Source organism: Lactobacillus xujianguonis (assembly GCF_004009905.1).
Taxonomy (GTDB): domain Bacteria; phylum Bacillota; class Bacilli; order Lactobacillales; family Lactobacillaceae; genus Lactobacillus; species Lactobacillus xujianguonis.
The window spans coordinates 91,879-118,606 of record NZ_ML136875.1; the positions used below are offsets into that span (position 1 = coordinate 91,879).

Sequence of the window (26,728 nt, forward strand, 5' to 3'; positions counted from 1 at the left end):
TCAATAAGATATGAAAAAAGCACTAGATTTCTCTAGTGCTTTTTTCGTTTGCTCTAACTACATACCAGCTTTAATAATCTTCTTCTCAGCCATTGCTTTTCTTAAAGCAAGCATAGCTGTATAAGTTGAAAGAATATAAACTTTCTTAGTTGGTAGATTCTTGATTTCTTCAATCAAACTGTCATCATCTGGGTTAGTCAACATTTGTCCAGGAGCAAAACCGGCAATCTCTAAACGGAAGCCCATGTCATGCCAGCGTTGTCCACCAACCAAAACTCGTTTGATTTTACTCTTGTCTAGGCCTTCAAAGTCAGCATCCCAAATCCAAGAAGTGTCAATCCCATCAGCATGGTTAGCGTTCAATAAGGTAACTAAAGAGTAGTCATCTTTTTCAGTATTGAGCATATGCAAGACTTCATCAAGTCCAACTGGGTTCTTAACTAGGACCAAGTCGATTTCCTTGTTGCCATAATGAATCATTTCTTGACGACCAAAGATTCGCTTATTTTCCGCAAAGGCTTGGGCAACTTCTTCATCACTTAGGCCAAATTCTCGTGCAACTGCATAAGCTGTTAAGGCATTGTAAATGTTGTAAGTACCGCCAATGTTAATTGAGTAGTCTTTTTGTCCCATTTGGAACTTCAAACTGTTAGGAGTTTGTTCAATAATTTTATTAACAGTGTATTTTAGTTCAGGACGGTGGTAGCCGCAGTTAGGACAGAAAAAGTCACCTAAATTAGCATAAATGCGTTCATGATAATGTAAAACATGATCACATCTTGGGCAAAGAACACCATCCGTGTTAACTGGAGCTTTAAGGTCAGTTTCTTCATTATCATCAGCTAATTTGAAACCAAAATAAACTTTAGGATTAGGCAAATCAAATGATGAGAAAATACTGGCGTCACCGTTAGCAATTATTTTAGCTTTAGGTGCTAATTTAATTCCGTTGACGATTTTATCGTAAGTAGTATAAATTTCGCCATACCGATCCATTTGATCACGAAAAATATTAGTTAAGACAAAGGTTGAAGGGTGAAGTAATTGGGTGACCATTTTGACATTTGCTTCATCTACTTCTAGGACAGCAATTTTCCGCTTAACATGTTTGTGTTTGTGTGCTAAAAAGGCAGTGACAATTCCTTGCTGCATATTTGAGCCAGAAGGATTAGTTAAAATGTCACCGTATTTTTTCTTTAACGCTTCCACAATTAGGGCGGTGGTCATGGTTTTACCGTTGGTTCCCGTCACGATAATTGTTTCATATCCCTTGGCTAATGAATTTAAGACCTCAGGATCAAATTTCATTGCTAATTTGCCAGGAAAACTGGTTCCACCTTTTAAGACATTGTGTAAAAACCAGTAAGAAGATTTTCCTGCAACTTTTGCGATTCCAGATTTTAGACTCATGTGTATATCCCTCACTTCAAAACTATTTTTTACTATATCATATAGCGGGGTGTAAAACGAGTTTTTGCGCGTGTTTCAATGCATAAAATTTGATTTTCATTTATACTATTAAACGGATATTTTGATAAAGGGGAATCATAATGGCGCAATTGTTTTTTAGATATGGTGCAATGAGCAGCGGTAAGACAATTGAAATCCTTAAAGTGGCTCATAATTATGAGGCGCAGGGGAGAAAAATTGCCTTGATGACAAGTAGCGTAGATAATCGAAGCGGTGTTGGTACAGTTGCTTCGCGAATTGGTCTGCATCGTCAAGCAGTTCCAGTTAATGATGAAATGAACTTGTATGACTACGTACAAAGTAAGAGCAAGTGGGATGTTGCCGAAGGTGATGGAAAAATTGCCTGTGTGTTAATTGATGAAGCTCAGTTTTTAAAAAAGCATCATGTATTAGAATGCGCTAGAATTGTTGATGAGTTAAAGATTCCGGTTATGGCGTTTGGTCTGAAAAATGATTTTCAGAATCATTTATTTGAAGGCAGCGAAAATTTATTGATTTATGCTGATAAGATTGAAGAGATGAAAACAATCTGTCATTATTGTGGTCATAAAGCAACAATGAATTTACGTGTGAATAATCATCAACCGGTTTATGAAGGTGAACAAGTTCAAATTGGTGGCGATGAAAGTTACTATCCAGTTTGCCGTTTTCACTATTTTCATCCAGGTGAAACAAGATAATTAAGGAATAAAGGAGTCGAAGAAAATGGATAAAGTGATGGCACAATTAGAGGGCCTGGTTGCTCACTATGAAGAATTACAAGAAATGATGGCCGACCCAGAAGTTATTAGTGACACTAAGCGTTACATGGAAATTTCCAAAGAAGAAGCCGATTTGCGTGAAGTAGTGCAAAAATATAAGAAATACAAGGCTAATAAGAAGGAAATTGCTGATAACAAGGAAATTATTTCAAGTGAAACTGATCCTGATTTAGTTGAAATGGCTAAGGAAGAAAACAGTGAGCTTGAAAAAGAATTACCAGAATTAGAAGATCAAATCAAGATCTTAATGTTACCTAAAGATCCTAATGATGACAAAGACATCATTATGGAAATCCGTGGTGCTGCTGGTGGGGATGAAGCCTCATTATTTGCTGGTGATTTGCTTAGAATGTATGAAAAATACGCTGAACGTCAAGGTTGGAAAGTGTCAATGGTTGACTCTGAACCAACTGAAGTTGGTGGGTATAAACGAGTTGCTATTATGATTACTGGGGACAAAGTTTATTCCAAGTTGAAGTATGAAAACGGTGCTCACCGTGTCCAACGGATTCCAGTAACTGAATCTCAAGGACGGGTGCACACTTCAACAGCTACTGTAGCGGTTATGCCAGAATATGAACAAGTTGATATTGATCTTGATCCCAAAGATATCCGGGTTGATGTTTACCGTTCAAGTGGTGCTGGTGGTCAGCACATTAACAAGACTTCTAGTGCTGTGCGGATGACGCACTTGCCTACTGGAATTGTTGTTGCTATGCAGGATCAACGTAGTCAGCAACAAAACCGTGAAAAAGCTATGCAAATTTTGAAATCACGGGTCTACGATTATTATGAAAGTCAAAACCGTGATAAATATGATGCTAAGCGTAAGAACGCTGTTGGTACTGGGGATCGTTCAGAGAGAATCAGAACTTATAATTACCCACAAAACCGCGTAACTGATCACCGCATTGGTTTGACTATTAATAAACTTGATCGAGTAATGAATGGCGAACTTGATGAAATTATTGATGCGTTGATTCTTTACAACCAAACTAAGCAATTAGAGGAGTTGGCTGATCAAAATGCCTAAAACTTTAAAGGAAATTAGAATTAAAGCAGGCGAAACTGCAGAAGATGCTCGACCAGAGGACATTGATTTCGTTCTGTCTGAGCGCTTAAATTTAACTCCAAGTGAGTATGAATTAAAGCAGGACTTAGTTTTAACTGATGACCAGGTAAAACAAGCAAATAAAGATATTAAAAAGTTAGCGAAGGGCGTGTCGCCACAATATATTTTGGGTTACGCTTGGTTTTTAGGCTATAAAATTATGGTTCAACGGGGTGTTTTGATTCCTCGTTTTGAAACCGAAGAATTAGTTGAATGGACACTTGAGCACTTGCAGTCTGGAGACAGTGTACTAGACTTAGGTACGGGTTCTGGCTGTATTACTGTTGCTTTGAGTCAAGAAGCCGCTAAAAAAGGCATCAACGACTTAGACTTAACAATTTCTGATATTACCGATACTGCTTTAAGAACGGCTGAAGAAAATCTGTTGACTTATCAGATTGATGCTTTGGTCAGAAAAGCCAATGTTTTAATTGGTTTAGGCAAATTTGACAAAATTATTTCCAATCCGCCTTACATTAAGGAATCAGAAACCAAGGTCATGGATGAAAATGTTTTACAAAATGAGCCTAAAGAAGCGTTATTTGGCGGTAAGGATGGGTTAGACTTTTACCGGAAATTTGCGGAGCAAGTTCGTGATCATCTGAATAGTCGTGGTGAATTCTTTATGGAATTTGGTTTCAGTGAAGAAGAAGAACTTCGAGCATTATTTGCTAAAGAGTTACCTGACTTTGAGATTGAATTTAAGAAAGATATGGCTGGAAAACCACGTATGGTTCATGGAAGGTGGCAAAAATAATGGAAACCAAAATTTTTGCTAAAGATCAGCTCGATGAAGCCGTTGATTTGTTAGCAAAGGGTGAATTAGTTGCATTTCCAACGGAGACAGTTTATGGCTTAGGAGCTATTGCAACTAATGAAAAGTCAGTAAAGGGCGTTTATGCTGCAAAAGGTCGTCCTAGCGATAATCCGCTTATTGTAACCGTTTCTGATGAAGAAATGATAGCTCGTTATGCCAAAGAAGTACCAGAGCGAGCTAAAAAGTTAATTAAGCATTTTTGGCCAGGTCCTTTAACGATCCTGTTATTTGTTAAACCAGGTTCTTTACCAACGGCGGTAACTGGTGGGTTAGACACTGTTGCCTTTCGCTGTCCCGATGACCAATTAACTCATGACTTAATTGCTAAATTAGGTTATCCAATTGTCGGACCATCGGCTAATACCTCAACTAAGCCTAGTCCAACTACCGCTCAGCACGTTTATCATGATTTAAAGGGTAAGATTGCGGGGATTATTGATGGCGGTCCCACTAGAGTGGGCTTAGAGTCAACAATTGTCGACTTATCAGTTAAGACCCCAATTGTTTTACGTCCAGGGGAAATTACGCCAGAGGAGATTAGCCAAGTGTTGGGTGAAAAAGTTTTAATTAACACTGGTAAAGTTTCTGATAAAGAAGTTCCTAAGGCTCCAGGGATGAAATATCGGCACTATGCTCCAAGTGCACCGGTTGTTGTGGTTGATCATGTGGAAGACTTTGCTCATATTCCATTAAACGCTGAAACTGGTGTGATGGCCTTAAAGAGCGAATTAAGTAAGATTGATTTGCCTGAAGAGAATAAATTTAATTTGGGTAATGATTTGGTGGATGCCGATCACAATTTATTTGGCGGCTTACGTTATTTTGATGACAAAAAGCAAATTAAACAGATTTATGTACAAGGCTTTGACGAAGGCGAAGAAAGTTTAGCTTACATGAATCGATTGAATAAAGCGGCTGCCGGACATCATTTTAAATAAGAAAACACAGCAAAGGGCTTTAAACCCTTTGCTTTTTTGATAAAATAATGGTGATGTTAATTTTTTAATTATTTAGGAGGCAAAAGCTATGGGAAAGTTTGTAGTTTTGGATCACCCATTGATTCAACACAAATTGACAATTATTCGTCGCAAAGAAACGGGTTCTAACGAATTTCGCCGGGTTGTCGATGAAATCAGTGGTTTAATGACCTATGAAATTACACGTGACTTGCCATTGAAGGATGTCGAAATCGAAACTCCAATTGGTAAGACCACGCAAAAGGAAATCGCTGGTAAAAAGTTGACCATCGTTCCAATCTTGCGTGCTGGTGTTGGGATGCTTAACGGTGTTTTGGAAATGGTACCTTCTGCTAAAGTCGGTGTTATTGGAATGTATCGTGATGAAAAGACTTTAAAGCCACACGAATACTTCTGCAAGATGCCTAAAGATGTTGCAGAACGTGAATGTTTAATTGTCGATCCAATGCTTGCAACTGGTGGTTCAGCTAATGATGCCATTGCTGCTTTGAAGAAGCGCGGCGTTAAGGACATTAAATTAGCTGTTTTAGTTGCTGCACCAGAAGGTGTCAAAGCCGTTCAAGAAGCTAACCCAGATGTTGATATTTATGCAGCAGCTGAAGATGAGAAGTTACTTGATAATGGTTATATTTTTCCTGGCTTAGGCGATGCTGGTGACAGAATTTTTGGTACTAAGTAAATAATTATCAAAATTCCGTCATTTAAATCCGCTTACATTTTTCACAAAGTTTAATTTTGGTGTTAAGATGATAAGCGTGTTCGAGTTTAATCAGCACGAAGAAGGGAGGTCACGAAGTAATGGAGAAATCGTTTGTTTTCGAGTTCTTGGGCTTAAAATTCGATCTTGTAGGAATTGTCGGCTCAACACTAATGGCATTGGCGGTTTTGTTTATCTGTATTTGGCTTTCACGAAAAGTTGAAATGAAACCAAATAAAAAGCAAAATGTGCTCGAATATTTGCTCGACTTCACTAACGGCATTGTTAAAGATAATGTTAGTGATCCCGATGCACAAAAACACTTGTCACTATACGCTTTTGTTTTGTTCCTTTTCATCTGGTTCATGAACCAATTAGGTATGTTCTTGGAAGTCAAAGTAGATGACTGGATGGTGATTAAATCACCTACTGCCGACCCGGTAGCAACAATGTCATTTGCAATGATGACCTTGCTTCTATCATTCACGTTCGGAATGCAGAAATTTGGTGTGGGCGGTTACTTGAAGAACTATACTGCCCCAGTTGGCTTTTTACTCCCAATCAATATCATTGAAGAGTTTACCAACTTCTTAACTTTATCTTTGCGTTTGTACGGGAACATTTATGCCGGAGAAGTTTTGCTAACTTTGATCGGTAATAGATTAGCTTGGAGTGCAGGTTGGCCAACATTAGTTGCAGCTGCTCCATTAGCCATGATTTGGCAAGGTTTCTCTGTCTTCATTGGCTCTATCCAGGCATATGTTTTTGTAACTTTATCAATGGTTTATATCGGAAAGAAAGTTACAAAAGAATAATTTTTTGGAGGTTTATTTATGTCACAAGCTTTTAAATATCTTGCTGCCGCTATTGCAGCTGGTTTAGCAGCTTTAGCTGCATCTTGGGGTAACGGTAAGGTTATTTCTAAGACCATCGAAAGTATGGCTCGTCAACCTGAAAGTGCCGGCAATTTAAAATCAACTATGTTTATCGGTGTTGGTTTGATCGAAGCCGTTCCTATTTTGGCTGTCGTTGTTGCTTTCTTGATTCTCTTCCGTTAATTTAAGATTAAGATAGTTACTGAAATAGATTTAAATTAAAAGAGAGAAGGGCAGTAAATGGCTTTAGATACATTATTTGCAGCCTCACATGTATACATAGGTAACGCTATCTGGTATCTTGTTATTTTTGCCATCTTAATGCTTTTGGTTAAGCATTATGCCTGGGGTCCAGTCTCCGACATGATGGAAAAACGGCGGCAAAAGGTAATCGAAGACTTGGATTCTGCAGCTGATAACCGTAAAAAAGCTGAAACTTTGGCTAATGAACGTGAAGCTGCATTAAAGAATTCAAGACAAGAAGCAACCAAAATTCTCTCTGACGCAAAAGCAAATGCGCAAAAGACGAGCGATAAGATTGTAGCAGATGCTAATAGCGATGCTGCATCAATTCGTAAGAAGGCAGAAGCAGATGCTAAGCAGGCAAAAACTGATGCTTTGAACGATGCGCGTGGACAAGTTGCAGACATTTCTGTAGCAATTGCAGAAAAAGTAATTGCTAAGAACTTATCTGCTGAAGACCAAAAGGATTTAGTCGACCAATTTATTAAGGGGCTGGATAATTAATGGCTTTAAGTAGAGAAGAAATCGCTGCACGTTATGGCGCCGCATTATTCGGCTATGCGCAAGATATGAAGGTTTTAGATCAAGTCTTTGCGGAATTGCAAGAATTGCAAAAAGCCGTTAAGGCTAATCCTGCGATAGTAAATGTTCTTAGTGATCCTATTTTAAACAAAGATGAAAAGAAGGCTTCCTTGGATGCCATCGAAAAGGATTTTTCTGATGAAGTTCAAGGTTTCTTGAATCTACTTTTAGAGTATGATCGGTTTGAATATTTGCTTGATATTATTGCTCGCTTTAATTACCTTTATGATCAAGAAAAGTCGATTGCATCCGGAACTGCAATTACGGCAGTGAAATTAGATGATGATCAACTAAAGCGTTTAGGTGATAGTTATGCTAAGAAGTATAACTTAAACGCTGTGCGTCTTGAGAATCAAGTTGATCCAAGTATAATTGGCGGCGTGATCTTACAAATTAAAGATCGCGTGATCGATGGTTCGGTTAAAAATAGACTGAAGAAGATCCGTGCGCAATTAATTGATGAAAATTAAAAGAGGTGAAACCATTGAGCATTAAAGCGGAAGAAATTAGCTCTTTGATCAAGCAACAACTTGAACACTACGATAATAAGATCGACATCAACGAAGTTGGTGTTGTAACTTACGTAGGTGATGGTATCGCCCGGGCTCACGGACTTAACGATGTTTTGTCTAATGAGTTGTTGGAATTTGATAACGGTTCTTACGGTATCGCCCAAAACCTTGAATCTAACGATGTAGGTATTATTATCTTAGGTAACTTTGATGATATTCGTGAAGGTGACCGTGTTAAGAGAACTGGCCGAATTATGGAAGTTCCTGTAGGTGACGCTTTAATCGGTAGAGTTGTTAACCCTTTGGGCCAACCCGTTGATGGTCTTGGTGAAATTAAGACTGATAAGAGTCGTCCTATTGAAGCTAAGGCTCCAGGTGTTATGGATCGTCAATCAGTTAACCAACCACTTCAAACTGGTATTAAGGCTATCGATGCCTTAGTTCCAATTGGTCGTGGTCAGCGTGAATTGATTATCGGTGACCGTAAGACTGGTAAGACTAGTTTGGCAATTGATACAATTTTGAACCAAAAGGGTCAAGACGTAATTTGTATTTACGTTTCTGTTGGTCAAAAAGAGTCAACCGTTAGAACTCAAGTTGAAACTTTAAAGCGCTTCGGAGCAATGGATTACACTATTGTTGTTGAAGCCGGCCCATCTGAACCAGCACCAATGCTTTACATTGCACCATATGCTGGTACTGCTATGGGTGAAGAATTTATGTACAATGGTAAGGATGTTTTGATCGTATTTGATGACTTGTCCAAGCAAGCCGTTGCTTACCGTGAACTTTCCTTACTTCTCCGTCGTCCGCCTGGTCGTGAAGCCTACCCTGGTGACGTTTTCTACTTACACTCACGTCTTCTTGAACGTAGTGCTAAGTTAAGTGACAAATTGGGTGGCGGATCTATGACTGCTTTACCATTTATTCAAACTGAAGCGGGAGATATTTCTGCATATATTCCTACTAACGTTATTTCCATCACTGATGGACAGATCTTCTTGCAAAGTGATTTATTCTTTGCAGGTACTCGTCCAGCCATTGATGCCGGTAACTCAGTTTCTCGTGTAGGTGGTAACGCTCAGATCAAAGCTATGAAGAAGGTAGCCGGTACTTTACGTACTGATCTTGCTGCATATCGTGAACTTGAAAGTTTTGCACAATTTGGTAGTGATTTGGATCAAGCTACTCAAGCTAAATTGAACCGTGGTCGTCGAACTGTTGAAGTTTTGAAGCAACCACTTCATGATCCAATTCCTGTTGAAAAGCAAGTTTTGATTCTTTATGCATTAACTCACGGTTATCTTGATTCAATTCCAGTAGAAGATATTGCTCGTTATGAACAAGAAATCTACGATAATTTTGATAGTAGTCATGCAGACTTGCTTAAGCACATTCGTGAAACTGGTGAATTGCCAGATGAAAAGAAGTTGCAAGCTGCTATTGAGGAATTTAATGATAGCTTTTCACCAAGTAAGAATTAGGAGGTAGAATATGCCTGCATCTTTACTTGAGTTGAAGAAAAAGATCGCTTCTGTTAAACAAACTGGTAAGATTACTGAAGCAATGAGAATGGTATCTGCTTCCAAGCTTACTCAAACTGAAAAGCGTGATAAAGGGTACACAGTTTATAATGACCATGTACGTAAGACTTTATCTAACTTGGTAAGTTCGCAAGTAGTTGACCATTTACGTGATCAAAATATTGCAATTGATGAAAAGAATATTGCCAAGATTGATTATGATAATGTCTTTGGTTTAGGAATTGTGGCCGATATGGTCCAACCTCGTAAAGAAATCAAGTCTACTGGTTACTTAGTTGTAACTGGTGACCGTGGTTTAGTTGGTTCATATAACAGTCAAGTTCTTAAGAACATGATGAGCTTATTTGAAGATTCCAAAGCTGAAAATAAAGACGTTAAAGTTCTTGCTGTTGGTTCAGTTGGTGCGCAATTCTTTAAGAAGAACAACGTAAATGTTGTTTATGAAAATGCTGGTATTTCAGATGTGCCAACTTTTGATGAAGTTTTGCCAATCGGTTCAACCGCTATCAAGATGTATTTGAATGGTGTTTATGATGAGTTGTACGTTTGCTACACTCACCATATCAACTCACTTTCATCTGCATTTCGGGTTGAAAAAATGTTACCTATTGTTGACCTTGATATTGGTGTCAAGGAAGCAGAAGCTCATAAAGAATTAGAGTATGATGTTGAACCAGATATTAATACTGTATTGACTAGCATGTTGCCACAATATGCTCGTTCAACAATCTATGGTGCAATTTTGGATGCTAAGACTGCTGAACATGCAAGCTCAATGACAGCAATGCAAAGTGCCACAGATAATGCAAAAGATCTGGTTGACAATTTAACTACAAAATTAAACCGGGCAAGACAGGCCCAGATCACTACTGAAATTACTGAAATTATCAGTGGTGCAAATGCCTTAGAGTAATAAAAGAAAAGGAGGTAGATGTTTTGAGTGAAGGTGAAATCGTTCAAGTAATCGGCCCAGTTGTCGATGTTAAATTCCCACTTGGAAAAGACCTACCTGATATCAACAACGCTCTTCGTGTAATTAAGTCTGAAAAAGAATCAATCGTTCTTGAAGTTACACTTGAGCTTGGTGATGGTGTTTTAAGAACAATCTCCATGGAATCTACCGATGGTCTTCGTCGCGGTATGAAAGTCGAAGACACAGGTGGTCCAATTTCTGTACCAGTTGGTGAAGATACTTTGGGACGCGTGTTTAACGTCCTTGGTGAACCAATCGATAATGGTCCAGAATTTCCAAAAGATCATCCACGTGAAGGTATCCACAAACCAGCTCCTAAGTACGACGAATTAACTACCAGTCGTGAAATTCTTGAAACTGGGATTAAAGTTATTGACTTACTTGAGCCATATGTTCGTGGTGGTAAAGTTGGTTTGTTCGGTGGTGCCGGTGTTGGTAAAACCACTATCATTCAGGAATTAATTCATAACATCGCTCAAGAACACGGTGGTATTTCCGTATTTACTGGTGTTGGTGAAAGAACTCGTGAAGGTAACGACCTTTACTTTGAAATGAAAGCTTCAGGCGTTTTAAGTAAAACTGCCATGGTATTTGGTCAGATGAACGAGCCGCCTGGTGCCAGAATGCGTGTTGCGCTTACTGGTTTGACAATCGCTGAATACTTCAGAGATGTTGAAGGTCAAGACGTATTGCTCTTTATCGACAATATCTTTAGATTTACTCAGGCTGGTTCAGAAGTTTCAGCTTTGCTTGGTCGTATGCCAAGTGCCGTTGGTTACCAGCCAACCTTGGCAACTGAAATGGGTCAATTACAGGAAAGAATTACTTCTACTAAGAAGGGTTCTATTACTTCTATTCAAGCGGTTTATGTTCCTGCCGATGACTATACTGACCCAGCTCCAGCAACTACTTTTGCTCACTTGGATGCTACTACTAACTTGGAACGTAGCTTAGTTGAACAAGGTATTTATCCAGCCGTTGACCCACTTGAATCTTCTTCAAGTGCCTTAGACCCTGAAGTTGTTGGTAAAGAACACTATGAAGTTGCTACTCGTGTTCAACACGTTCTTCAACGTTATCACGAATTGCAAGACATCATTTCTGTTTTGGGTATGGACGAACTTTCTGATGAAGAAAAATTGATCGTAGCTCGTGCTCGTAAAGTTCAATTCTTCTTATCACAAAACTTCTTCGTTGCTGAACAATTTACTGGTGTACCAGGTTCATACGTTCCAATTAAGGAAACTATCAAAGGCTTTAAGCTCATTTTGGATGGTCACCTTGATGATCTTCCAGAAGATGCTTTCCGTGGTGTTGGTCCTATTGAAGATGTCTTGAAGAAGGCACAAGAAATGGGTGTAACTCCAAGTGATCCAGAAGCTAAAGCATTACTAGAAAAGTAGGGTGATGTCAAATGGCAGATCCAGAACATCTTTTTAAGGTAAATGTTGTAACTCCTGATGGTCTGATTTATTCACATCGTAGCAGCATTATTGATATGCGTGCTATCGATGGACAACGAGCAATCATGTACGATCACACGCCTATTTTGACCCCGCTAGCAATTGGTGATGTTAAAGTTAAGCGTAGTCGTGAAATGTCTGGTCGTGTCGATCATATTGCGGTTAATGGTGGTTATCTTGAATTTTCAAACAACGTAGCCACTATTATTGCTGATAGTGCTGAACGTGCAAGTAACATTGATGTTTCTCGTGCTCAAGCTGCAAAGGAAAGAGCAGAGAAGCATATGCAAGAAGCGCGTGAAAAGCATGATCAACAATCATTGAAAAGAGCTGAAATTGCTCTTAGACGTGCTGCAAACAGAATCAGTGTGTACAATACCAGAAAATAAAGAAAATTATAAAAAGAAAATACGGATGCAGTTTTGCATCCGTTTTTCTTTTAACTTATGAGGATAAATAATGTTTCAATTAGGAGTTCATGCAGTTATTAGTCTGCTAATTTATATCATTTGCATTGGCTTAGCATTTCAAGCAATCAAAGCGGTTAGAGTTGAAAAGATCATTAAGAAAGGGCGCACTTTTGAGGCGCAAGTGTTTTTGCTTTTTTCAGCAATTGCTCTTGGCTATTTAGTAGGGAGTTTTTTAATTTCATTTATCGACGCTTCTTTACAATTGAGTAATTTCTTTTAAGGAATCGTTAAAAGGTTTGTAGTTAAGGCAACCTAAGGTTATTTATGGTAAAATTAAGCATGAATAATTATGGAGGGTTATCGTGGCACGAGATATAGGAATCGATTTAGGTACAGCTAATGTACTAATCAATGTCTCTGGAAAAGGGATCGTTTTGAATGAACCTTCTGTTGTGGCTGTTGACACTAACACCAATAAGGTGGTTGCAGTAGGAACAGAAGCTTACAAGATGGTAGGAAGAACACCTGGCAACATTAGAGTTATCAGACCATTGAAAAATGGGGTTATTGCTGACTTTGATGTCACCGAAGAAATGTTGTCCTACTTTATTGAAAAACTTAATGTCAAGGGCTTTATGTCAAAGCCAAATATTCTTATTTGTGCGCCTACTGGAGTTACTTCAATTGAGCAGAAGGCAATTATTCAAGCTGCTGAAAAATCTGGTGGTGGCAAGGTATATTTGGACTTTGAACCAAAGGTTGCTGCTGTGGGTGCAGGCTTGGACATTTTCAAACCACAGGGTAACATGGTGATTGATATTGGTGGGGGAACTACTGATATTGCTGTCTTATCTATGGGTGAAATTGTGACCTCTCGCTCGGTTCGTTATGCGGGCGACAGTATGAACCAAGCTGTAGTTTCTTATATTAAGGACAAGCATAATTTACTAATTGGTTCGCGAACCGCTGAACAGATTAAGATTGAAATTGGTAGTGCTTATGAACCAGATGCTGATGAAACGATTACTGTTCGCGGTCGTGATGTAGTGGATGGTTTACCAAGACAAACTACGGTCAGTGCCCCAGAAATTCAAGAGGCCTTACAACCAGGTTTAATGTCAATTATTGCGGCTACTAAGGATGTATTGGAGTTGACCCCACCAGAATTGTCTGCTGATATTATTGATCGCGGAATTATGTTAACTGGTGGTGGAGCTTTGCTGAAGAATATCGATAAATTAATCGCATATTATTTACAAGTTCCAGTTTTAACTGCTGATCATCCACTTGAAGCAGTTGCTTTAGGGACTGGCACTTTGCTGAAAAATATTGAAAAGCATCGGCGTCATTAATCGTAGGGGAAGCAAATGCGTAAAATTTTAATTTTTTTGGTTTCAATTTATCAAAAAATGATTTCACCATTATTTCCGCCGAGTTGTCGGTATTATCCCACTTGTTCCAACTATATGATTGGAGCTTTAAAAAAGCATGGTCCAATTTTGGGACTGATCATGGGAATTTTTCGAATTATTCGTTGTAATCCTTTTGTACGTGGAGGAGTTGATCCCGTACCTGATAACTTTACGATTTTTCGAAATCCGCATCCTGAAAAGTATGAAGACCCAATTATTGCGAAAAAATTTCATCCAGAAAGCAAATAGGAGAAGTTATGTCTAAAAGAATCGAAAATATTGATATTGAAGTAAACGAACTTAAAGGTAAAAGTTTACCAACTTGGGAAGTTATTATTCCTAATAAGAAGTCAATTGGTTTAATTGAAAAAGTTGATAACCGTTACCGTGCAACTACCACTAAAACCAGTAATGTATTATTTGCAAAAAGCTTAGAAAGCAGCATTAACGACTTGCTTTCATACTTTGCTTTACATGAAAAGTAAAATATTAAGTAGTGATTAAATGGTACAAGAAAGAAATAAAACCAGCTTAATAGATCGAATTGCTTGGAATATTGTTTTTCCAGTTGTCATTTTGGCTGTGGTCGGTTTATATGCAATCTTTTTTGCAGCGGAAAATGATCCTTCTCATATGGGTAGTCCCTTGAAGGCCATGACTATGCAGGCAGTGTGGTATTTGATTTCGCTTGTCATCGTTATTTTGGTCATGCAGTTTGATGCGGAGCAATTATTTAAAATTGCCCCTTATATTTATGGGGTAGGGATTTTCTTACTAATTGCAGTTTTATTCTTGTATGACCGTAATACCGCCGCTTCAACTGGAGCCAAAAGTTGGTTCAAGCTCGGGCCATTAACATTTCAGCCATCAGAAGTAATGAAGCCAGCTTTTATTTTGATGTTAGCTAGAGTAGTGCATGAACATAATCAAAAGTTCGAGCACACTATTAAAAACGACTGGCATTTAATCGGGCGCATTTTGCTTTGGACTTTGCCAGTAGCTGTTTTGTTGAAATTGCAGAATGACTTCGGGACCATGTTGGTCTTTATCGCAATTGTTGGTGGTGTAATTTTAGTTTCTGGGATTAGCTGGAAGATTATTATTCCATTGTATGGAGCAGCCTTCATCCTAGGGGCAATTGTGATTACGATGGTAGTTACGCCAGATGGGCGAATGTTTTTAAGCCATTTCTTTAAGGCTTATCAGTTCAAACGAATTGATTCTTGGCTGAGTCCATCGACAAGTACCGATAGTAGTGCTTATCAGTTATGGCAAAGTATGCAAGCTATTGGTTCAGGACAAATCTTTGGTAACGGCTTTGGTAAAATAAGCGTCTATGTTCCAGTTCGTGGTTCAGACATGGTTTACTCAGTTATTGGTGAAACCTTTGGCTTTGTGGGTAGTGTGGCTGTAATTCTGGTCTATTTATACCTCATCATTCAAATGGTTAAAATTTCATTTGATACTCGGAATGCCTTTTACTCATACATTTCAACTGGGGTCATTATGATGATCCTCTTCCACGTTTTTGAAAACATTGGGATGAGTATTGATCTCTTGCCATTAACTGGTATTCCACTACCATTTATTTCCCAAGGTGGTTCCGCCTTGCTCGGTAATATGGCGGGGATCGGAATGATCCTATCAATGAAGTTCCATAATAAAGATTACATGTTTAGTACTGCTGGTGACTTTTAAAGTAATAAAAAAAGAGATTCAAGTTACAAAAACTTGAATCTCTTTTTTATAATCTAATTGATTATTAGTCCATCAATGCGTCTTCGACTTCTTTTGTCCGACATACCAAGATATCACAATTAGCAGTCCGAGTCACGTATTCAGTAACACTACCAATTAATAAACGTTCTACGGCATTCAAACCAGTTGCCCCGATAACGATCAAATCGATCTTGTTCTTCTTAGGAAAGTCATGAGCAATAATGGTCTTTGGTGAGCCAAATTCGATGGAGTAGTGAACATTCTTAATGCCAGCCTTTTGGGCACGTTCATAGTATTCTTCCATTCTCTTCTTAGCATCACTTGAAACTTGTTCAACCATTGCTGAGTCAAAACTGGAAACGTTTTGGAAAGAACGAGTATCAATAACGTGCAAGATTTCTAAAGTTGCGCCATTGCGTTTTGCGATGGCAACTGCCTTGCTAAAAGCTAAGTCTGATTCCTTTGATCCATCAACTGAAACTTGAATATGTTCATATTGTGTAAGCATTGTAAGCACCTCTTCCTAGTTCTATTTTACCAAAAAATTTATCATTATTAGCCATTGTTTTGATTAATTAATAAGCTAAAAATTAAGATCGTGAGGGAACCTAAGATTAAGGTAATTAAATTAGCATACTTATTAGCCATAAAAAGAATTACAATTCCAAGTAAACTGACGACTAATAGAGCAATCGACGTCCATTTAAAAATGGTGCCTAAACGTGGGTTGCCACCAACGTCATAAATTAAGAAGTGGCCTCCGCGACGATGCCATAGATACCATGCGGTTAACATTAGGAGCAGAATAAAAATTATCATTACGATCATAATTGCCATATTACACCCATCCCTATAAAAAAAGAGCGGTCTTACGACCGTTCTCGTTATTTTCAAATAAAATCTGAGCTGACTGAACATAGCATAATGACGCTTGTTGAACCCGCAATGTTCAATATTTGAGTTAGTATCGCAGCGAATATGGATCCTGAGCGAATCAGTATTCCGATTCGGTAGTTATTTACTAACTCCCACGTCTTATAGTTTGATCGGTCAACTTTATACATTTAAGCTTGTCGATCAACTCAGATCACTTATTATATTACGCAATGTCTTGGTACTTGTCAAGAAAGCAGTCTAATCATGTTTAAGTCCGTCTTTTTGCATTTGGCGCAAGATAGCATATTGCTTTTTGAGGGCTTTTTCAATTTTAGAATTGCCTTTTGGTTGGAAGTAGTTAGCTCCTTGTAAATTATTTGGCAAATACTGTTGAGCAATCCAATCTCCTTGATAATCGTGGGGGTAGAGATAGCCTACACCATGATTTAACTTCTTGGCCCCGCGATAATGGGCGTCTTTTAAATCATCAGGTATTTGGTCAATCTTTTTATGTTCTAAATCTGATAAAGCCGCATCAATGGCACTAATCGCACTATTACTCTTGGGTGAAAGAGATAATTCGATGACGGCATTTGCCAGAGGAATTCGCGCTTCCGGTAAACCAATTTGTTGGGCGGCTTGAATGGCCACAACAGCGTGTTGAGCAGCTGCTGGGTTAGCCAGACCGATATCTTCGTAGGCAATAACCATTAATCGCCGACAGATTGAAATAAGATCACCAGAATCAATTAACCGAGCTAAATAATGCAGCGCAGCATCGGTATCAGAACCGCGAATCGATTTTTGAAAAGCTGAGATTAAATCGTAGTGACCATCGCCCTTGGCATCAAAACGCTGTATTTTAGTGTGAATTGAATCAGCGATTTCTTTTTGCGTAATGACAAAGGAAGAGGTATCTTTTCCAGCATCTTTTAATTCTTGTCTGGTCGATAGAGTTGCTAACTCTAAACTGTTCAAAGTTGAACGTAAGTCGCCGTTACCTTTTTCGATTAATAAGGCTTCAGCTGCGGGAGAAAGGGAGACATCATATTTTCCCAAGCCGCGTTCTTTGTCCTTGAGGGCACGGTCAATAGCCTGAGCCATGTCGTCATCAGCTAATGGTTTTAATTCGAAAATCTGACAGCGTGAACGAATTGCTGGTGAAATTGAAATGTAGGGATTTTCAGTTGTTGCCCCAATGAGAATAATTTGCCCTGATTCAAGCAAAGGTAAGAGAAAATCTTGTTTGGTCTTATCTAGGCGGTGAATTTCATCTAAGAGCAAGATCACCGTTCCACTCATTTTTCCTTCTTCAGCCACTTCTTGCAATTGCTTCTTACCGTCAGTTGCTGCATTTAATTTACGAAAAGCATACTTAGTAGAACCGGCGATCGCGCTGGCGATACTAGTTTTACCAATACCAGGTGGGCCATAGAGGATCATCGAGGACAATAACTTAGCCTCAACCATGCGGCGAATAATTTTACCAGGACCAATCAAATGCTGCTGGCCCACGACTTCATCAAGAGTCTTGGGACGCATGCGATATGCTAATGGTTTCATGATTGATCACCGTGGAAAAGTCGATGCCAGAAGCCGGTTTTTTTCTTATAAGTTGTCGTTAATTCAGGTTTGGGCATTTCGGGTGCGTAAACTTGTCCAATTTCAATGCGCATTTTATTAATTGCGGTTTTGGCAACAACTAAAATAGCGGTATCATTCGGACCAGTTTTGGCTGTTTCGTTATTAACTAAGGTAAAGGGGATATTCTTTTTACTACATAAGCCCTCAACTTTACCTAAGAAACTGTTGTCGTTAAGATTACCGTTGATTAAAATACTGTAATTTTGATAATCATTAATATGTTGTAAGAATAAGTTAGTTAAGGTTGGGTCTTTAACTTCGGTATTGTCCATTCTAACTAGAACCCGTTCACGCAAAGACCCTAAAAAGCGCCGTCGTTCATCAGGTTTGGTTTGCGGAGTGATGCCTTGGGCTGCCTGCTGGACGCGTTTACTTAAATCTTCAGTCATGTTATTCACCTCGTAAGTAGATTATAGCAAGAAAAAAACCTTTCCCATAGCGGGAAAGGTTTTCTTTGAAGGTAACGTATAAATTAAAGTAACTTGTTGTACCATTCAACAACAAGGGCTTCGTTAACGTTAGGATCTAATTCGTCACGTTCTGGTAAACGAACAAGGCTACCTTCCAACTTGTTATCATCAAAGGTAACGTATGATGGACGTGCAGTAACTGCATCAAGGGCATCCTTAACTTGTTGTAAGTTCTTTGACTTTTCCTTCAAGCCAATGGTTTGACCAACCTTGACTTCGTATGAAGGAATGTCAACACGCTTACCATCAACAGTAATGTGACCGTGGTTTACCAATTGTCTTGCTTGTTCACGAGTAGTTGCTAAACCAAGACGGAAAACAACATTGTCCAAACGACGTTCAAGTAAGATCATGAAGTTAGTACCGTGTTCACCTTCACGAATCTTACCAGCGCGTGCAAACATGGTTCTAAATTGACGTTCGTTTAAGCCGTACATCCAGCGTAACTTTTGCTTTTCGTGCAATTGTTCACCGTATTCTGACAAACGACCACGTGAGTTAGGACCGTGTTGACCTGGAGCGTAGTTACGACGAGCAATTTCCTTGCCAGTGCCTGAAAGTGAGACACCTAATCTTCTAGAACGCTTCCAACTTGGACCTGTATATCTTGACATAAAAAAATCCTCCAATAAAATCTAATAACAATTTCTGGAGTAAAATATCACAAATAAGTTCAACATTCGTGCATCTTAATTTCCATTTTCACCCGTTGCAGCGTGGGTTACTAGTTCACTTAACGCGTATCAAGATGTTGACGTTCTTGTCACTTATAGCTGCAAATATTTTACACGAACACTATTATAAAGGGCTTAGGGGAAGAAATCAAGAAAAAGGATAGTTTTAACACGCTTTTTTAGACGAGGTTTTGGTATAATTATGTTAGTTTTGGAGGATTAAATAATGTCATCAGTACAAACTTTAATTGTTGTTGCAATCATTATTTTAATTATCCTTATTATTGCCTTTATGCTATTGACTAATCGACGACAAATGCGTGAGATCGAAGCCATTGATAAGGCAATGGATAAGATAGAAAAGATGCATCTTGAGCGTGATATTGAACGATTAGATAAGATGGATTTAGCAGGAGAAAGCTTAACAACGCTGAATACTTGGCGTAAATCTTATCAAGAAGCTGCGACGAGCAAGATTCCTGAAGTGCAGCATTTAATTGAAACTGCTGCACAGCAAAATACCTCTTATCGCATTTTTAAAGCACGTAAAAACATCAAACAAGCACAGCAAATTATCAAACCAACTTTAGAAGATGCTAAAAATACTAAAGACGTCTTCTCTGAATTATTAGAATCAAACCGCGAAAATCAAATTCAGTATGATTCTTTAATTAAGTCTTATCGGGAAATTCGAAAGATGATCCTGGCTGATTCATTTGATTATGGCAATGCTTTAGATCAAATTGAAAACCAATTAGCAGCCATGGATGATGATTTTGACGAAGCTAAGAACCTTTCTTCACAAGGGGATCACGTTGAAGCTAAGCGGGTATTAACGAAGATTAAGATGGCGCTCAATTCCTTGAAAGAGCAACTGCCTAAGATTAAGGATGCCCATCATCAATTAGCAACGGTTTTCCAAGATCAATTAAGAGAAATTTCAGCAAGCTATAAAAAGATGTTGTCTGAAAAGTACTACATTACTGAAGTAAATGTGCTTGATGAAATTAAAGCGATTTATGAAGAAATTGATCAAGCTCGCAAATTATTAACGGATCTTAAAGTTGATGAATTAGACGAAAAGAACAAAAAAATCGCGAAGAAGATTGATGCTTTGTATGACATTTTAGCCAAGGAATATAAGGCTCGACCATTTGTTGAGAAAAATCAAAGTAAAATGCTGACTTTGATCTCTCACCAGCAAGTGGCTTCTAAACGCTTGGTTGATAAGTTGCGTCATATTGATGAAAGTTATGAATTGACTCATGGCGAATTAGGTGAAAGTCGCCGACTTGAACAAGAAGTCAATGACATGAACCGGCAATATACGGTTGATACGCAGAATATCGCTGATGGTAAGGGCGTTTATTCAGAAATCCAGAGTTCTTGGCTAGCCATGCTTGATCGCTTGCGCCAAATTGACGCTGAGCAAAAGCAAATGTCGGATGACGTCAATGGCTTGTATGATTCAGAAAATGTCGCTAATGATTCGATTAAGCGATTTAAACAAGATGTGTCGTTGGTTTACCGGCGTTTACAAAGAAGAAAATTGCCCGGAGATCCTGACAGTTTTGTACAGATGTACACTTTGGTGGTTAACGAAATTGGCCGGGTAAGTGGTGAACTTGATAAAGTGCGCATTAATATGGAAAAAATTTCTAATCAACTAATTCAAATCTCAGATGATGTTGAGCGCTTGAAGCGTGAAGCTGACGATATTATTAATTCAGCTAACTTGGTCGAATTAACAATGCAATACTCTAACAAGTATTCCGATAATGAAACCATAGAAAAGGCGCAACAAAAAGCCACCAGCTTGTATCAAGATGACTATCAATATAAAGAAGCACTTGACACAATTGCGACAGCGCTTGAAAAAGTTGAGCCTGGTTCTTACCAACGGCTAGAAAATGCTTATTATTCAGAAAAGAATAATAAATAATTGAAACAAGCAAATATTTAAGTTACAATTTGTAAGTCAAAATGAAACGGTCAGTCTTGGCCGTTTTTTTAAAGGGGTAATATTTGTGATTTATTTTGATAATAGTGCAACAACAAAAATTGATCCCAGCGTTTTAGCTACTTATGATAAGGTAGCGACGACTATTTGGGGTAACCCATCGAGTTTGCATAAGATGGGAGATCGTGCTCATCAATTACTTGAGGCTTCCCGTAAGCAAATCGGTGATTTATTAGGGGTTAAACCATATGAAATCTTCTTTACTTCTGGTGGAACCGAATCTAATAATACCGCCATTAAGGGAACCGCAATTCAAAAGCGGGAGTTTGGTAAGCACATTATTACATCAAGTGTTGAACATGCTTCTGTAGCCAGTGCCTTTAATAGTTTGGAAAACTTGGGTTATCGCGTAACTCGGTTGCCAGTTGATAAGGAAGGCCGCGTTAGTGTTAATGATCTGCGGAATGCCATTGACTCAGATACAACTTTAGTTTCAATTATGGGTGTGAATAATGAAATTGGGACCATTCAACCTATTGATGAAATTAGTGATTTATTAGAGAATTATCCTACTATTCAATTCCATGTTGATAATGTGCAAGCTTTAGGTAAGAATATTTGGGATAAGGTCTTTACCCCAAGAGTTGATCTTTCAAGTTTTTCAGCGCATAAATTTCATGCCCCACGTGGGATTGGTATTTTATACAAAAAAGTTGGGAAGATGTTAACACCATTGCATGACGGTGGTGGCCAAGAAAAAGGTCTCCGCTCAGGGACAGAAAACTTACCAGCAATTGCGGGGATGGCTAAAGCGATTCGCTTGTTGCTTGATAATGAAGCAGAAAAAGCAGCGCGTGAAGAAGCCATTAAGGAAAAGATCATTAATTATTTGCAAGATAAGCCAGGAATTGATATCTTTTCGCCTGCTAATAGCGGCTTCGCACCTCATATTCTTTGCTTTGCTTTAGAAGGAATTCGGGGTGAGACCTTAGTTCATACACTAGAAGACCAAGATATTTATACTTCAACTACTTCTGCTTGTGCTTCCAAGACAGCAGATGAAGTCAGCACCTTGGTTGCGATGCGTGTTAATGATAAAATTGCTACGAGTGCAATTCGACTTAGCTTCGATGAAAGCAATACTTTAGCTGAAGCCGATGAATTTATTAAGGTCTTTGATAAGATTTACAAGCACTTCGCCAAGATTAATCACTTAGGAGAAAATGATGATTAAATATACTGAAGTTATGATTCGCTACGGTGAATTATCAACTAAGGGTAAAAACCGGAAGGACTTTATTGGCCGTTTAGCCGGTAATGTGACTAAGGTTTTAAAGGACTTTCCTGAAGTTGAAATTCACCCTCGTCATGATCGGATGCACATTGTTCTTAATGGGGCATCATTTGATAAAATTGATAAACGCTTAAGAAAAGTTTTTGGGATTCAAACTTATTCACCTGCCATTAAGGTGCCTAAGACTTTAACTGATATTGAAGAAACTGCCTTAGCTTTAATGCAAGAAACCTTTAAAACAGGGATGACTTTTAAGGTTAACACTAAACGTAGTGATCACCACTTTGAATATGATACTAACCAATTAAATTCAATGGTGGGCGATTACCTCTTTGACCATATGGATGGGCTCAAGGCGGAAATGAAGCATCCAGATATTGTCCTCAGAATTGAGGTTAGACAAGATGCGGTTTACATTTCTAGTCAATTGTTGCATGGTATCGGCGGGATGCCAGTTGGGACCGCTGGTAAGGCCATGATGATGCTATCTGGTGGGATTGATTCACCTGTTGCTTCCTACCTAGCAATGAAGCGTGGGGTTGAAATTGAAATGGTTCACTTCTTCAGCCCTCCTTACACAACTGAAAAGGCTTTGGCTAAGGCCAAGGAATTGACAGGAATTTTGGCTAATTACTGTGGTAAAATTAACTTTATTGCAGTCCCATTTGCTGAAATTCAAGAAACAATTAAGGAAAAACTACCTGAAGGTTACTTGATGACGGTGCAACGGCGCTTTATGTTGCAACTAGCAGATCGGATTCGAGCTCAACGTGTTGGTTTAGCAATCTTTAACGGTGAATCTGTTGGTCAAGTTGCCTCACAGACTTTGCAATCAATGGTAGCAATCAATGATGTCACGACTACGCCAGTAATTCGTCCGGTGGCTACAATGGACAAGACTGAAATTATTAAGTTGGCTGAAGAAATTGGAACTTTTGATTTGTCAATTCAACCATTTGAAGATTGCTGTACGATCTTTGCGCCACCTCGTCCTAAGACTAAGCCAAAGTTGGACAAGGCAAGAGAATATGAAGCTCGTTTGGATGTTGAAGGCTTAATTGAACGGGCAATGACCGGGATTGAAATTACACCAATTTATCCAAATGAAAAATTCATCAACGATCAAGCAGCTGCTGATCAAGAATTGTTATAAAATTTACGCTAGTGGGAATTTCTCACTAGCGTATTTTTGCAGGAATAGGAAAAGTAAATGCGGATTGATAAGTATTTAGCAAATATGAATGTGGGTTCACGTAAAGAAGTTCACATTTTAATTAAAAAGGGCATCGTGACTGTAAATGGTAATGTTGTAAAAACACCAAAACAGCAAGTTAAGGAATACGATGAAGTATTGGTAGATGGACAAGAGATCAATTATCAGAAATACCATTATTTCTTAATGAATAAACCTAAGGGCGTACTTTCAGCAACTGAAGATCGCAGTCAAAGAACAGTAATTTCTTTGCTTGAGCCGCAGGATCAATATCAAGGGATTACTCCAGTGGGACGACTAGATAAAGATACAACTGGCTTGCTTTTGCTCACTAATGATGGCCAGCTAAATCATGAATTGCTTGCGCCTAATAAGCACGTGGATAAAGTTTACCGAGCCAAAATTGCAGGAGTTGCTGACGAGGAGACGGTTAAGACTTTTGCTAGTGGGATGACATTAGGTGATGGCACCGAGTTGAAGCCAGCTGAATTAAAAATTTTGAGTCAAGACGAGGAGCATGATTCTTCCGAAATTGAAATTAAAATCCGGGAAGGTAAGTACCACCAGATTAAGCGGATGTTTGGTGCAGTGGGGATGAAAGTGGTAGAACTAGAGCGGATTTCAATGGGTAAGTTGAAACTGGACCCTGATTTAAAAGCCGGTGAATACCGCGAATTAGATGAAGCAACTATTAAGAGTATTAGGTAAGCAGATGAAATTTAATCAATTAGGCATCTTATTGTTGGCTTTACCATTTCTATTTGGCTTTACGGATATTGCTCACCGAGGTGAAAATCAGCTGGGAAAGTATTCTGAGCACAGTTTTGCCGCTTATGATCATGCCTCGGCCGATGATGCCAATTATCTGGAATTAGATTTGCAGAAAACGAAGGACAAGGTCTTGGTCGTGAGTCATGATGATAATTTAAGTCGGGTCTTTGGGGTTGATCAAGAAATTGGTAAGAGTAATTTTAAGACCTTGCAGCAAGCGCGTAATTATTCTGGTGAACCACTGCACTCTCTGCAGGAGGTCTTTCAACGATACCAGGTGGATCCTGAAATTAAGTTTATGATTGAAACTAAAGATGATGTGGCTGGCAAAGGGATGGAACGACCACTAGTGAGATTGGTAAAAAAGTATCATTTAGGTAATCGTGTCTTGTTTGAATCCTTTTCAGATTCATCTTTAGCATTGTTGCGAAAACTAGCTCCGAATATTCCACAGATGCAACTTGGTGGTGATTATCATCAATTGGGTCAGTACGGGTATTATGCCAATGGCTTTTATGATCCGCAAGCAGCGCGTTACTTGGCTGCGCATGATAAGGGCTATATTATCTGGGGAGTTAATCGGCCTCAGGCAATGAGAAGAATGATGTTAACGGGTAAAGTATCAGGGATTATGACTGATTACTCTAATCGCATGCAGCATGTAGTTGCTCAGCCAAACCTTCTTCCTGTTCATCGCATCCATGGTGTAGCTATCGTCAGCAAGCCCTTTGTAATTAGTCAAAACGGTGAGCATGTTTTTCCAAAAAATACTCACCGTTTTGACTAAGATTGCGCGTAAAGATGGTATTTTAGAATATGGCTTCAGAAATGGTGCGTGTTAAAGCTAGTGAGCTTAAACAAATCAATCATGCTGCTCCTCAGACAAAGTAAGGCAGTTTGTTTTTGAAGAAGGCAGCGACGGTCTGGGCTGATCCTGAAGGACAGGTTGATACCGAACGAGTTTTGCGGACGCATAGTAAATGGAATTATTTTGCTATCAGTAAAATGAGTGGCCATACATTTTATAATCTTGGTGGTCAGCAATGGATTGATGGTAAACTGGTGAAGAAGTAGTAAATAAGAGAGAAATAATTAAATTGGTAATAAGGAGTTTTACATAATAAAGCACAAAAATTGCCTAATTCGTATTAGTTTGCTGCTGTTAACAGTAATTTGTATTGCTAGTTATCTCAGTAGTGATGTTCAGGCTGCTACAATTAAAGCATCCAATGCCAAAACAGTCAAAACTAAATATTAAAATTATAAAATAAAAGTGACCAAGGGGATGGCACGATATATAAAAGGCTATGTTCATTATGATAAATACTTGAAAAAGTAGAGGATCACGGCAACACTTATGATTGGTCCACTTTGCCGTATAAATCTAAGTATTCAAAATATGTTGCTGCCAAGAGTGTTTGTGTATATCACTTGAAACGTCCAGAAAATGTGATTATGTGGTACTGGGATTCCAAATTTGATGATGCAGATTTGAAACTTCAAAAAAAGTAGATGATCGAGAATTATTTCGGATACAAATGGCATCGGTACGAGGATCTGGTGAAATGGCTGTCGACAGTCTAGTCGCACCTAAGAATTCTAAATATGATATAACGAATGAGGGCGGAGTCAAATATCGTCCTGTTAGTTATATGGATGTAAGAGGAAACTATAGCATTGGTTGGGTCAGTGTCTCTGAGTTCAAGCATCTCTACGCAAAAGGTGGATATTATAATGATGCCTACGTAATTACTGGCAAAGTTTTGCATCATTACAATACTAATAAAGCTGCAGGGAAGACGGCTTGATTATGGTAAATAATAGAGTTATTCACCATCCGCATAATCTACCCCGTTCGAAAGCCTTTGGTTACTATAAATCACCTGGTGCGGTATATCATGCACGGGGTTTTGCAAATGAAGATGCTTTCTATTTTTAGGTCTTAACTTAATGACATTGACGAAATTAGTCTAAGCTTTTTAAGGGATTTATCGAATATTTTTATTCGGTAAGTCCCTTTTTTTGTAACACAAATAAGCCATCTGATGATAGCTCCTTGATATTAATTTACGCAGCCAAACGATATGGAAATGAAACTACCAATTTGGCTTTTAAATTTCGTTTATCTTTTCTGCCTAATCTAATCGGAGTTAAATAGGCAATCATATTTAACAATAATTGTGAAAAATTTAAATCTGAAAAGTCATTTGAGCTAAAATATTGTCGCCAAATACAACATGCCATTTTAAAATCGATTTGA

At 38.6% G+C, this 26,728-nt stretch carries 31 protein-coding genes and 1 pseudogene; 25 read left to right on the plus strand and 7 right to left on the minus strand.

The features are described from left to right. Positions 1-57: 57 nt before the first annotated feature. Positions 58-1,410, minus strand: a complete 1,353-nt coding sequence (locus EJK17_RS03465; RefSeq protein ID WP_127796197.1) for a Mur ligase family protein — start codon at positions 1,408-1,410, stop codon at positions 58-60. Between the two features lie 140 nt (positions 1,411-1,550). On the opposite strand from EJK17_RS03465, the gene EJK17_RS03470 reads away from it, so the two are divergent. The 18 genes from EJK17_RS03470 (at position 1,551) to EJK17_RS03555 (ending at position 15,545) form a co-directional block, all read left to right on the plus strand. Next, a complete protein-coding gene (locus tag EJK17_RS03470) occupies positions 1,551-2,150 on the plus strand; it encodes a thymidine kinase (protein WP_103661100.1) in 600 nt (199 codons plus the stop codon). A 25-nt stretch (positions 2,151-2,175) separates the two neighbouring features. Beyond that, positions 2,176-3,264: a peptide chain release factor 1 gene (prfA, locus tag EJK17_RS03475; protein WP_103661101.1), complete on the plus strand. Its 1,089-nt coding sequence runs from the start codon at positions 2,176-2,178 to the stop codon at positions 3,262-3,264. Next, positions 3,257-4,099: a peptide chain release factor N(5)-glutamine methyltransferase gene (gene prmC / locus EJK17_RS03480; protein ID WP_103661102.1), complete on the plus strand. Its 843-nt coding sequence runs from the start codon at positions 3,257-3,259 to the stop codon at positions 4,097-4,099. The genes prfA and prmC overlap by 8 nt, the downstream gene beginning before the upstream one ends. Beyond that, positions 4,099-5,097 carry an L-threonylcarbamoyladenylate synthase gene (locus EJK17_RS03485; protein ID WP_103661103.1) on the plus strand — a complete coding sequence of 333 codons (999 nt, stop codon included), beginning with the start codon at positions 4,099-4,101 and terminating at the stop codon, positions 5,095-5,097. The genes prmC and EJK17_RS03485 overlap by 1 nt, the downstream gene beginning before the upstream one ends. 88 nt (positions 5,098-5,185) lie before the next feature. Beyond that, positions 5,186-5,815, plus strand: a complete 630-nt coding sequence (upp, locus tag EJK17_RS03490; RefSeq protein ID WP_103661104.1) for a uracil phosphoribosyltransferase — start codon at positions 5,186-5,188, stop codon at positions 5,813-5,815. Between the two features lie 119 nt (positions 5,816-5,934). Further along, entirely contained in the window at positions 5,935-6,648 is a 714-nt protein-coding gene (atpB, locus tag EJK17_RS03495; protein ID WP_103661105.1) for a F0F1 ATP synthase subunit A, read from the plus strand. An 18-nt stretch (positions 6,649-6,666) separates the two neighbouring features. After that, positions 6,667-6,891: a F0F1 ATP synthase subunit C gene (gene atpE / locus EJK17_RS03500; protein ID WP_127796198.1), complete on the plus strand. Its 225-nt coding sequence runs from the start codon at positions 6,667-6,669 to the stop codon at positions 6,889-6,891. Positions 6,892-6,948: 57 nt separating this feature from the next. Then, positions 6,949-7,455, plus strand: a complete 507-nt coding sequence (atpF, locus tag EJK17_RS03505) for a F0F1 ATP synthase subunit B (RefSeq protein WP_103661107.1) — start codon at positions 6,949-6,951, stop codon at positions 7,453-7,455. Next, a complete protein-coding gene (gene atpH, locus EJK17_RS03510) occupies positions 7,455-8,003 on the plus strand; it encodes an ATP synthase F1 subunit delta (protein WP_103661108.1) in 549 nt (182 codons plus the stop codon). Before atpF ends, atpH begins: the two co-directional genes overlap by 1 nt. A gap of 14 nt (positions 8,004-8,017) precedes the next feature. Next, positions 8,018-9,529, plus strand: coding sequence for a F0F1 ATP synthase subunit alpha (gene atpA / locus EJK17_RS03515; RefSeq protein ID WP_103661109.1), 1,512 nt, complete (start codon positions 8,018-8,020; stop codon positions 9,527-9,529). 10 nt (positions 9,530-9,539) lie between these two features. Then, positions 9,540-10,502, plus strand: a complete 963-nt coding sequence (locus EJK17_RS03520; RefSeq protein ID WP_103661110.1) for a F0F1 ATP synthase subunit gamma — start codon at positions 9,540-9,542, stop codon at positions 10,500-10,502. A gap of 23 nt (positions 10,503-10,525) precedes the next feature. After that, on the plus strand, positions 10,526-11,965 hold the full coding sequence (atpD, locus tag EJK17_RS03525; RefSeq protein ID WP_103661111.1) for a F0F1 ATP synthase subunit beta: 1,440 nt from the start codon (positions 10,526-10,528) through the stop codon (positions 11,963-11,965). An 11-nt stretch (positions 11,966-11,976) separates the two neighbouring features. After that, the gene (locus tag EJK17_RS03530; RefSeq protein WP_103661112.1) at positions 11,977-12,414 is read left to right on the plus strand and encodes a F0F1 ATP synthase subunit epsilon; all 438 of its coding nucleotides are present in this window, start codon (positions 11,977-11,979) and stop codon (positions 12,412-12,414) included. A 70-nt stretch (positions 12,415-12,484) separates the two neighbouring features. Next, positions 12,485-12,715 (plus strand): DUF1146 family protein, encoded by a 231-nt coding sequence (locus EJK17_RS03535; protein WP_103661113.1) that lies wholly within the window; start codon positions 12,485-12,487, stop codon positions 12,713-12,715. Between the two features lie 82 nt (positions 12,716-12,797). Beyond that, positions 12,798-13,787 (plus strand): rod shape-determining protein, encoded by a 990-nt coding sequence (gene mreB / locus EJK17_RS03540; protein ID WP_103661114.1) that lies wholly within the window; start codon positions 12,798-12,800, stop codon positions 13,785-13,787. A 15-nt stretch (positions 13,788-13,802) separates the two neighbouring features. Beyond that, on the plus strand, positions 13,803-14,096 hold the full coding sequence (gene yidD / locus EJK17_RS03545) for a membrane protein insertion efficiency factor YidD (RefSeq protein WP_103661115.1): 294 nt from the start codon (positions 13,803-13,805) through the stop codon (positions 14,094-14,096). Between the two features lie 8 nt (positions 14,097-14,104). Beyond that, positions 14,105-14,332 (plus strand): DUF2969 domain-containing protein, encoded by a 228-nt coding sequence (locus EJK17_RS03550; RefSeq protein ID WP_103661116.1) that lies wholly within the window; start codon positions 14,105-14,107, stop codon positions 14,330-14,332. Between the two features lie 19 nt (positions 14,333-14,351). Beyond that, positions 14,352-15,545 (plus strand): FtsW/RodA/SpoVE family cell cycle protein, encoded by a 1,194-nt coding sequence (locus EJK17_RS03555; RefSeq protein WP_103661117.1) that lies wholly within the window; start codon positions 14,352-14,354, stop codon positions 15,543-15,545. A gap of 64 nt (positions 15,546-15,609) precedes the next feature. On the opposite strand, the gene EJK17_RS03560 is transcribed toward EJK17_RS03555, so the two are convergent. The 5 genes from EJK17_RS03560 to rpsD form a co-directional block, all read right to left on the minus strand. After that, on the minus strand, positions 15,610-16,074 hold the full coding sequence (locus EJK17_RS03560) for a universal stress protein (protein WP_103661118.1): 465 nt from the start codon (positions 16,072-16,074) through the stop codon (positions 15,610-15,612). 47 nt (positions 16,075-16,121) lie between these two features. Next, entirely contained in the window at positions 16,122-16,403 is a 282-nt protein-coding gene (locus tag EJK17_RS03565; RefSeq protein WP_127796199.1) for a hypothetical protein, read from the minus strand. Positions 16,404-16,700: 297 nt separating this feature from the next. Beyond that, positions 16,701-18,005: a replication-associated recombination protein A gene (locus EJK17_RS03570; RefSeq protein WP_127796200.1), complete on the minus strand. Its 1,305-nt coding sequence runs from the start codon at positions 18,003-18,005 to the stop codon at positions 16,701-16,703. Beyond that, positions 18,002-18,475, minus strand: a complete 474-nt coding sequence (locus EJK17_RS03575; protein ID WP_103661121.1) for a YueI family protein — start codon at positions 18,473-18,475, stop codon at positions 18,002-18,004. The genes EJK17_RS03570 and EJK17_RS03575 overlap by 4 nt, the downstream gene beginning before the upstream one ends. An 83-nt stretch (positions 18,476-18,558) precedes the next feature. Further along, positions 18,559-19,170, minus strand: a complete 612-nt coding sequence (rpsD, locus tag EJK17_RS03580) for a 30S ribosomal protein S4 (RefSeq protein WP_103661122.1) — start codon at positions 19,168-19,170, stop codon at positions 18,559-18,561. A 286-nt stretch (positions 19,171-19,456) separates the two neighbouring features. Between rpsD and ezrA the strand changes: the two genes are divergently transcribed. The 7 genes from ezrA (at position 19,457) to EJK17_RS03610 (ending at position 26,276) form a co-directional block, all read left to right on the plus strand. Next, positions 19,457-21,172: a septation ring formation regulator EzrA gene (ezrA, locus tag EJK17_RS03585; protein ID WP_103661123.1), complete on the plus strand. Its 1,716-nt coding sequence runs from the start codon at positions 19,457-19,459 to the stop codon at positions 21,170-21,172. Between the two features lie 85 nt (positions 21,173-21,257). After that, complete coding sequence (locus EJK17_RS03590; RefSeq protein WP_127796201.1) at positions 21,258-22,424, plus strand: cysteine desulfurase family protein; 1,167 nt, start codon at positions 21,258-21,260, stop codon at positions 22,422-22,424. Beyond that, positions 22,420-23,637, plus strand: a complete 1,218-nt coding sequence (gene thiI / locus EJK17_RS03595) for a tRNA uracil 4-sulfurtransferase ThiI (RefSeq protein ID WP_103661134.1) — start codon at positions 22,420-22,422, stop codon at positions 23,635-23,637. The genes EJK17_RS03590 and thiI overlap by 5 nt, the downstream gene beginning before the upstream one ends. Positions 23,638-23,694: 57 nt before the next feature. Beyond that, positions 23,695-24,405, plus strand: a complete 711-nt coding sequence (locus EJK17_RS03600) for a pseudouridine synthase (protein ID WP_103661125.1) — start codon at positions 23,695-23,697, stop codon at positions 24,403-24,405. Continuing rightward, positions 24,377-25,255, plus strand: a complete 879-nt coding sequence (locus EJK17_RS03605) for a glycerophosphodiester phosphodiesterase (RefSeq protein ID WP_127796202.1) — start codon at positions 24,377-24,379, stop codon at positions 25,253-25,255. Before EJK17_RS03600 ends, EJK17_RS03605 begins: the two co-directional genes overlap by 29 nt. A 116-nt stretch (positions 25,256-25,371) precedes the next feature. Next, positions 25,372-25,542, plus strand: coding sequence for a hypothetical protein (locus EJK17_RS11410; RefSeq protein WP_161494895.1), 171 nt, complete (start codon positions 25,372-25,374; stop codon positions 25,540-25,542). A gap of 491 nt (positions 25,543-26,033) precedes the next feature. Then, complete coding sequence (locus tag EJK17_RS03610; RefSeq protein ID WP_103661127.1) at positions 26,034-26,276, plus strand: hypothetical protein; 243 nt, start codon at positions 26,034-26,036, stop codon at positions 26,274-26,276. Positions 26,277-26,535: 259 nt separating this feature from the next. Here EJK17_RS03610 and EJK17_RS11610 read toward each other — a convergent pair. After that, positions 26,536-26,728 (minus strand): annotated as a pseudogene (locus EJK17_RS11610) (IS4 family transposase); the annotation flags it as partial.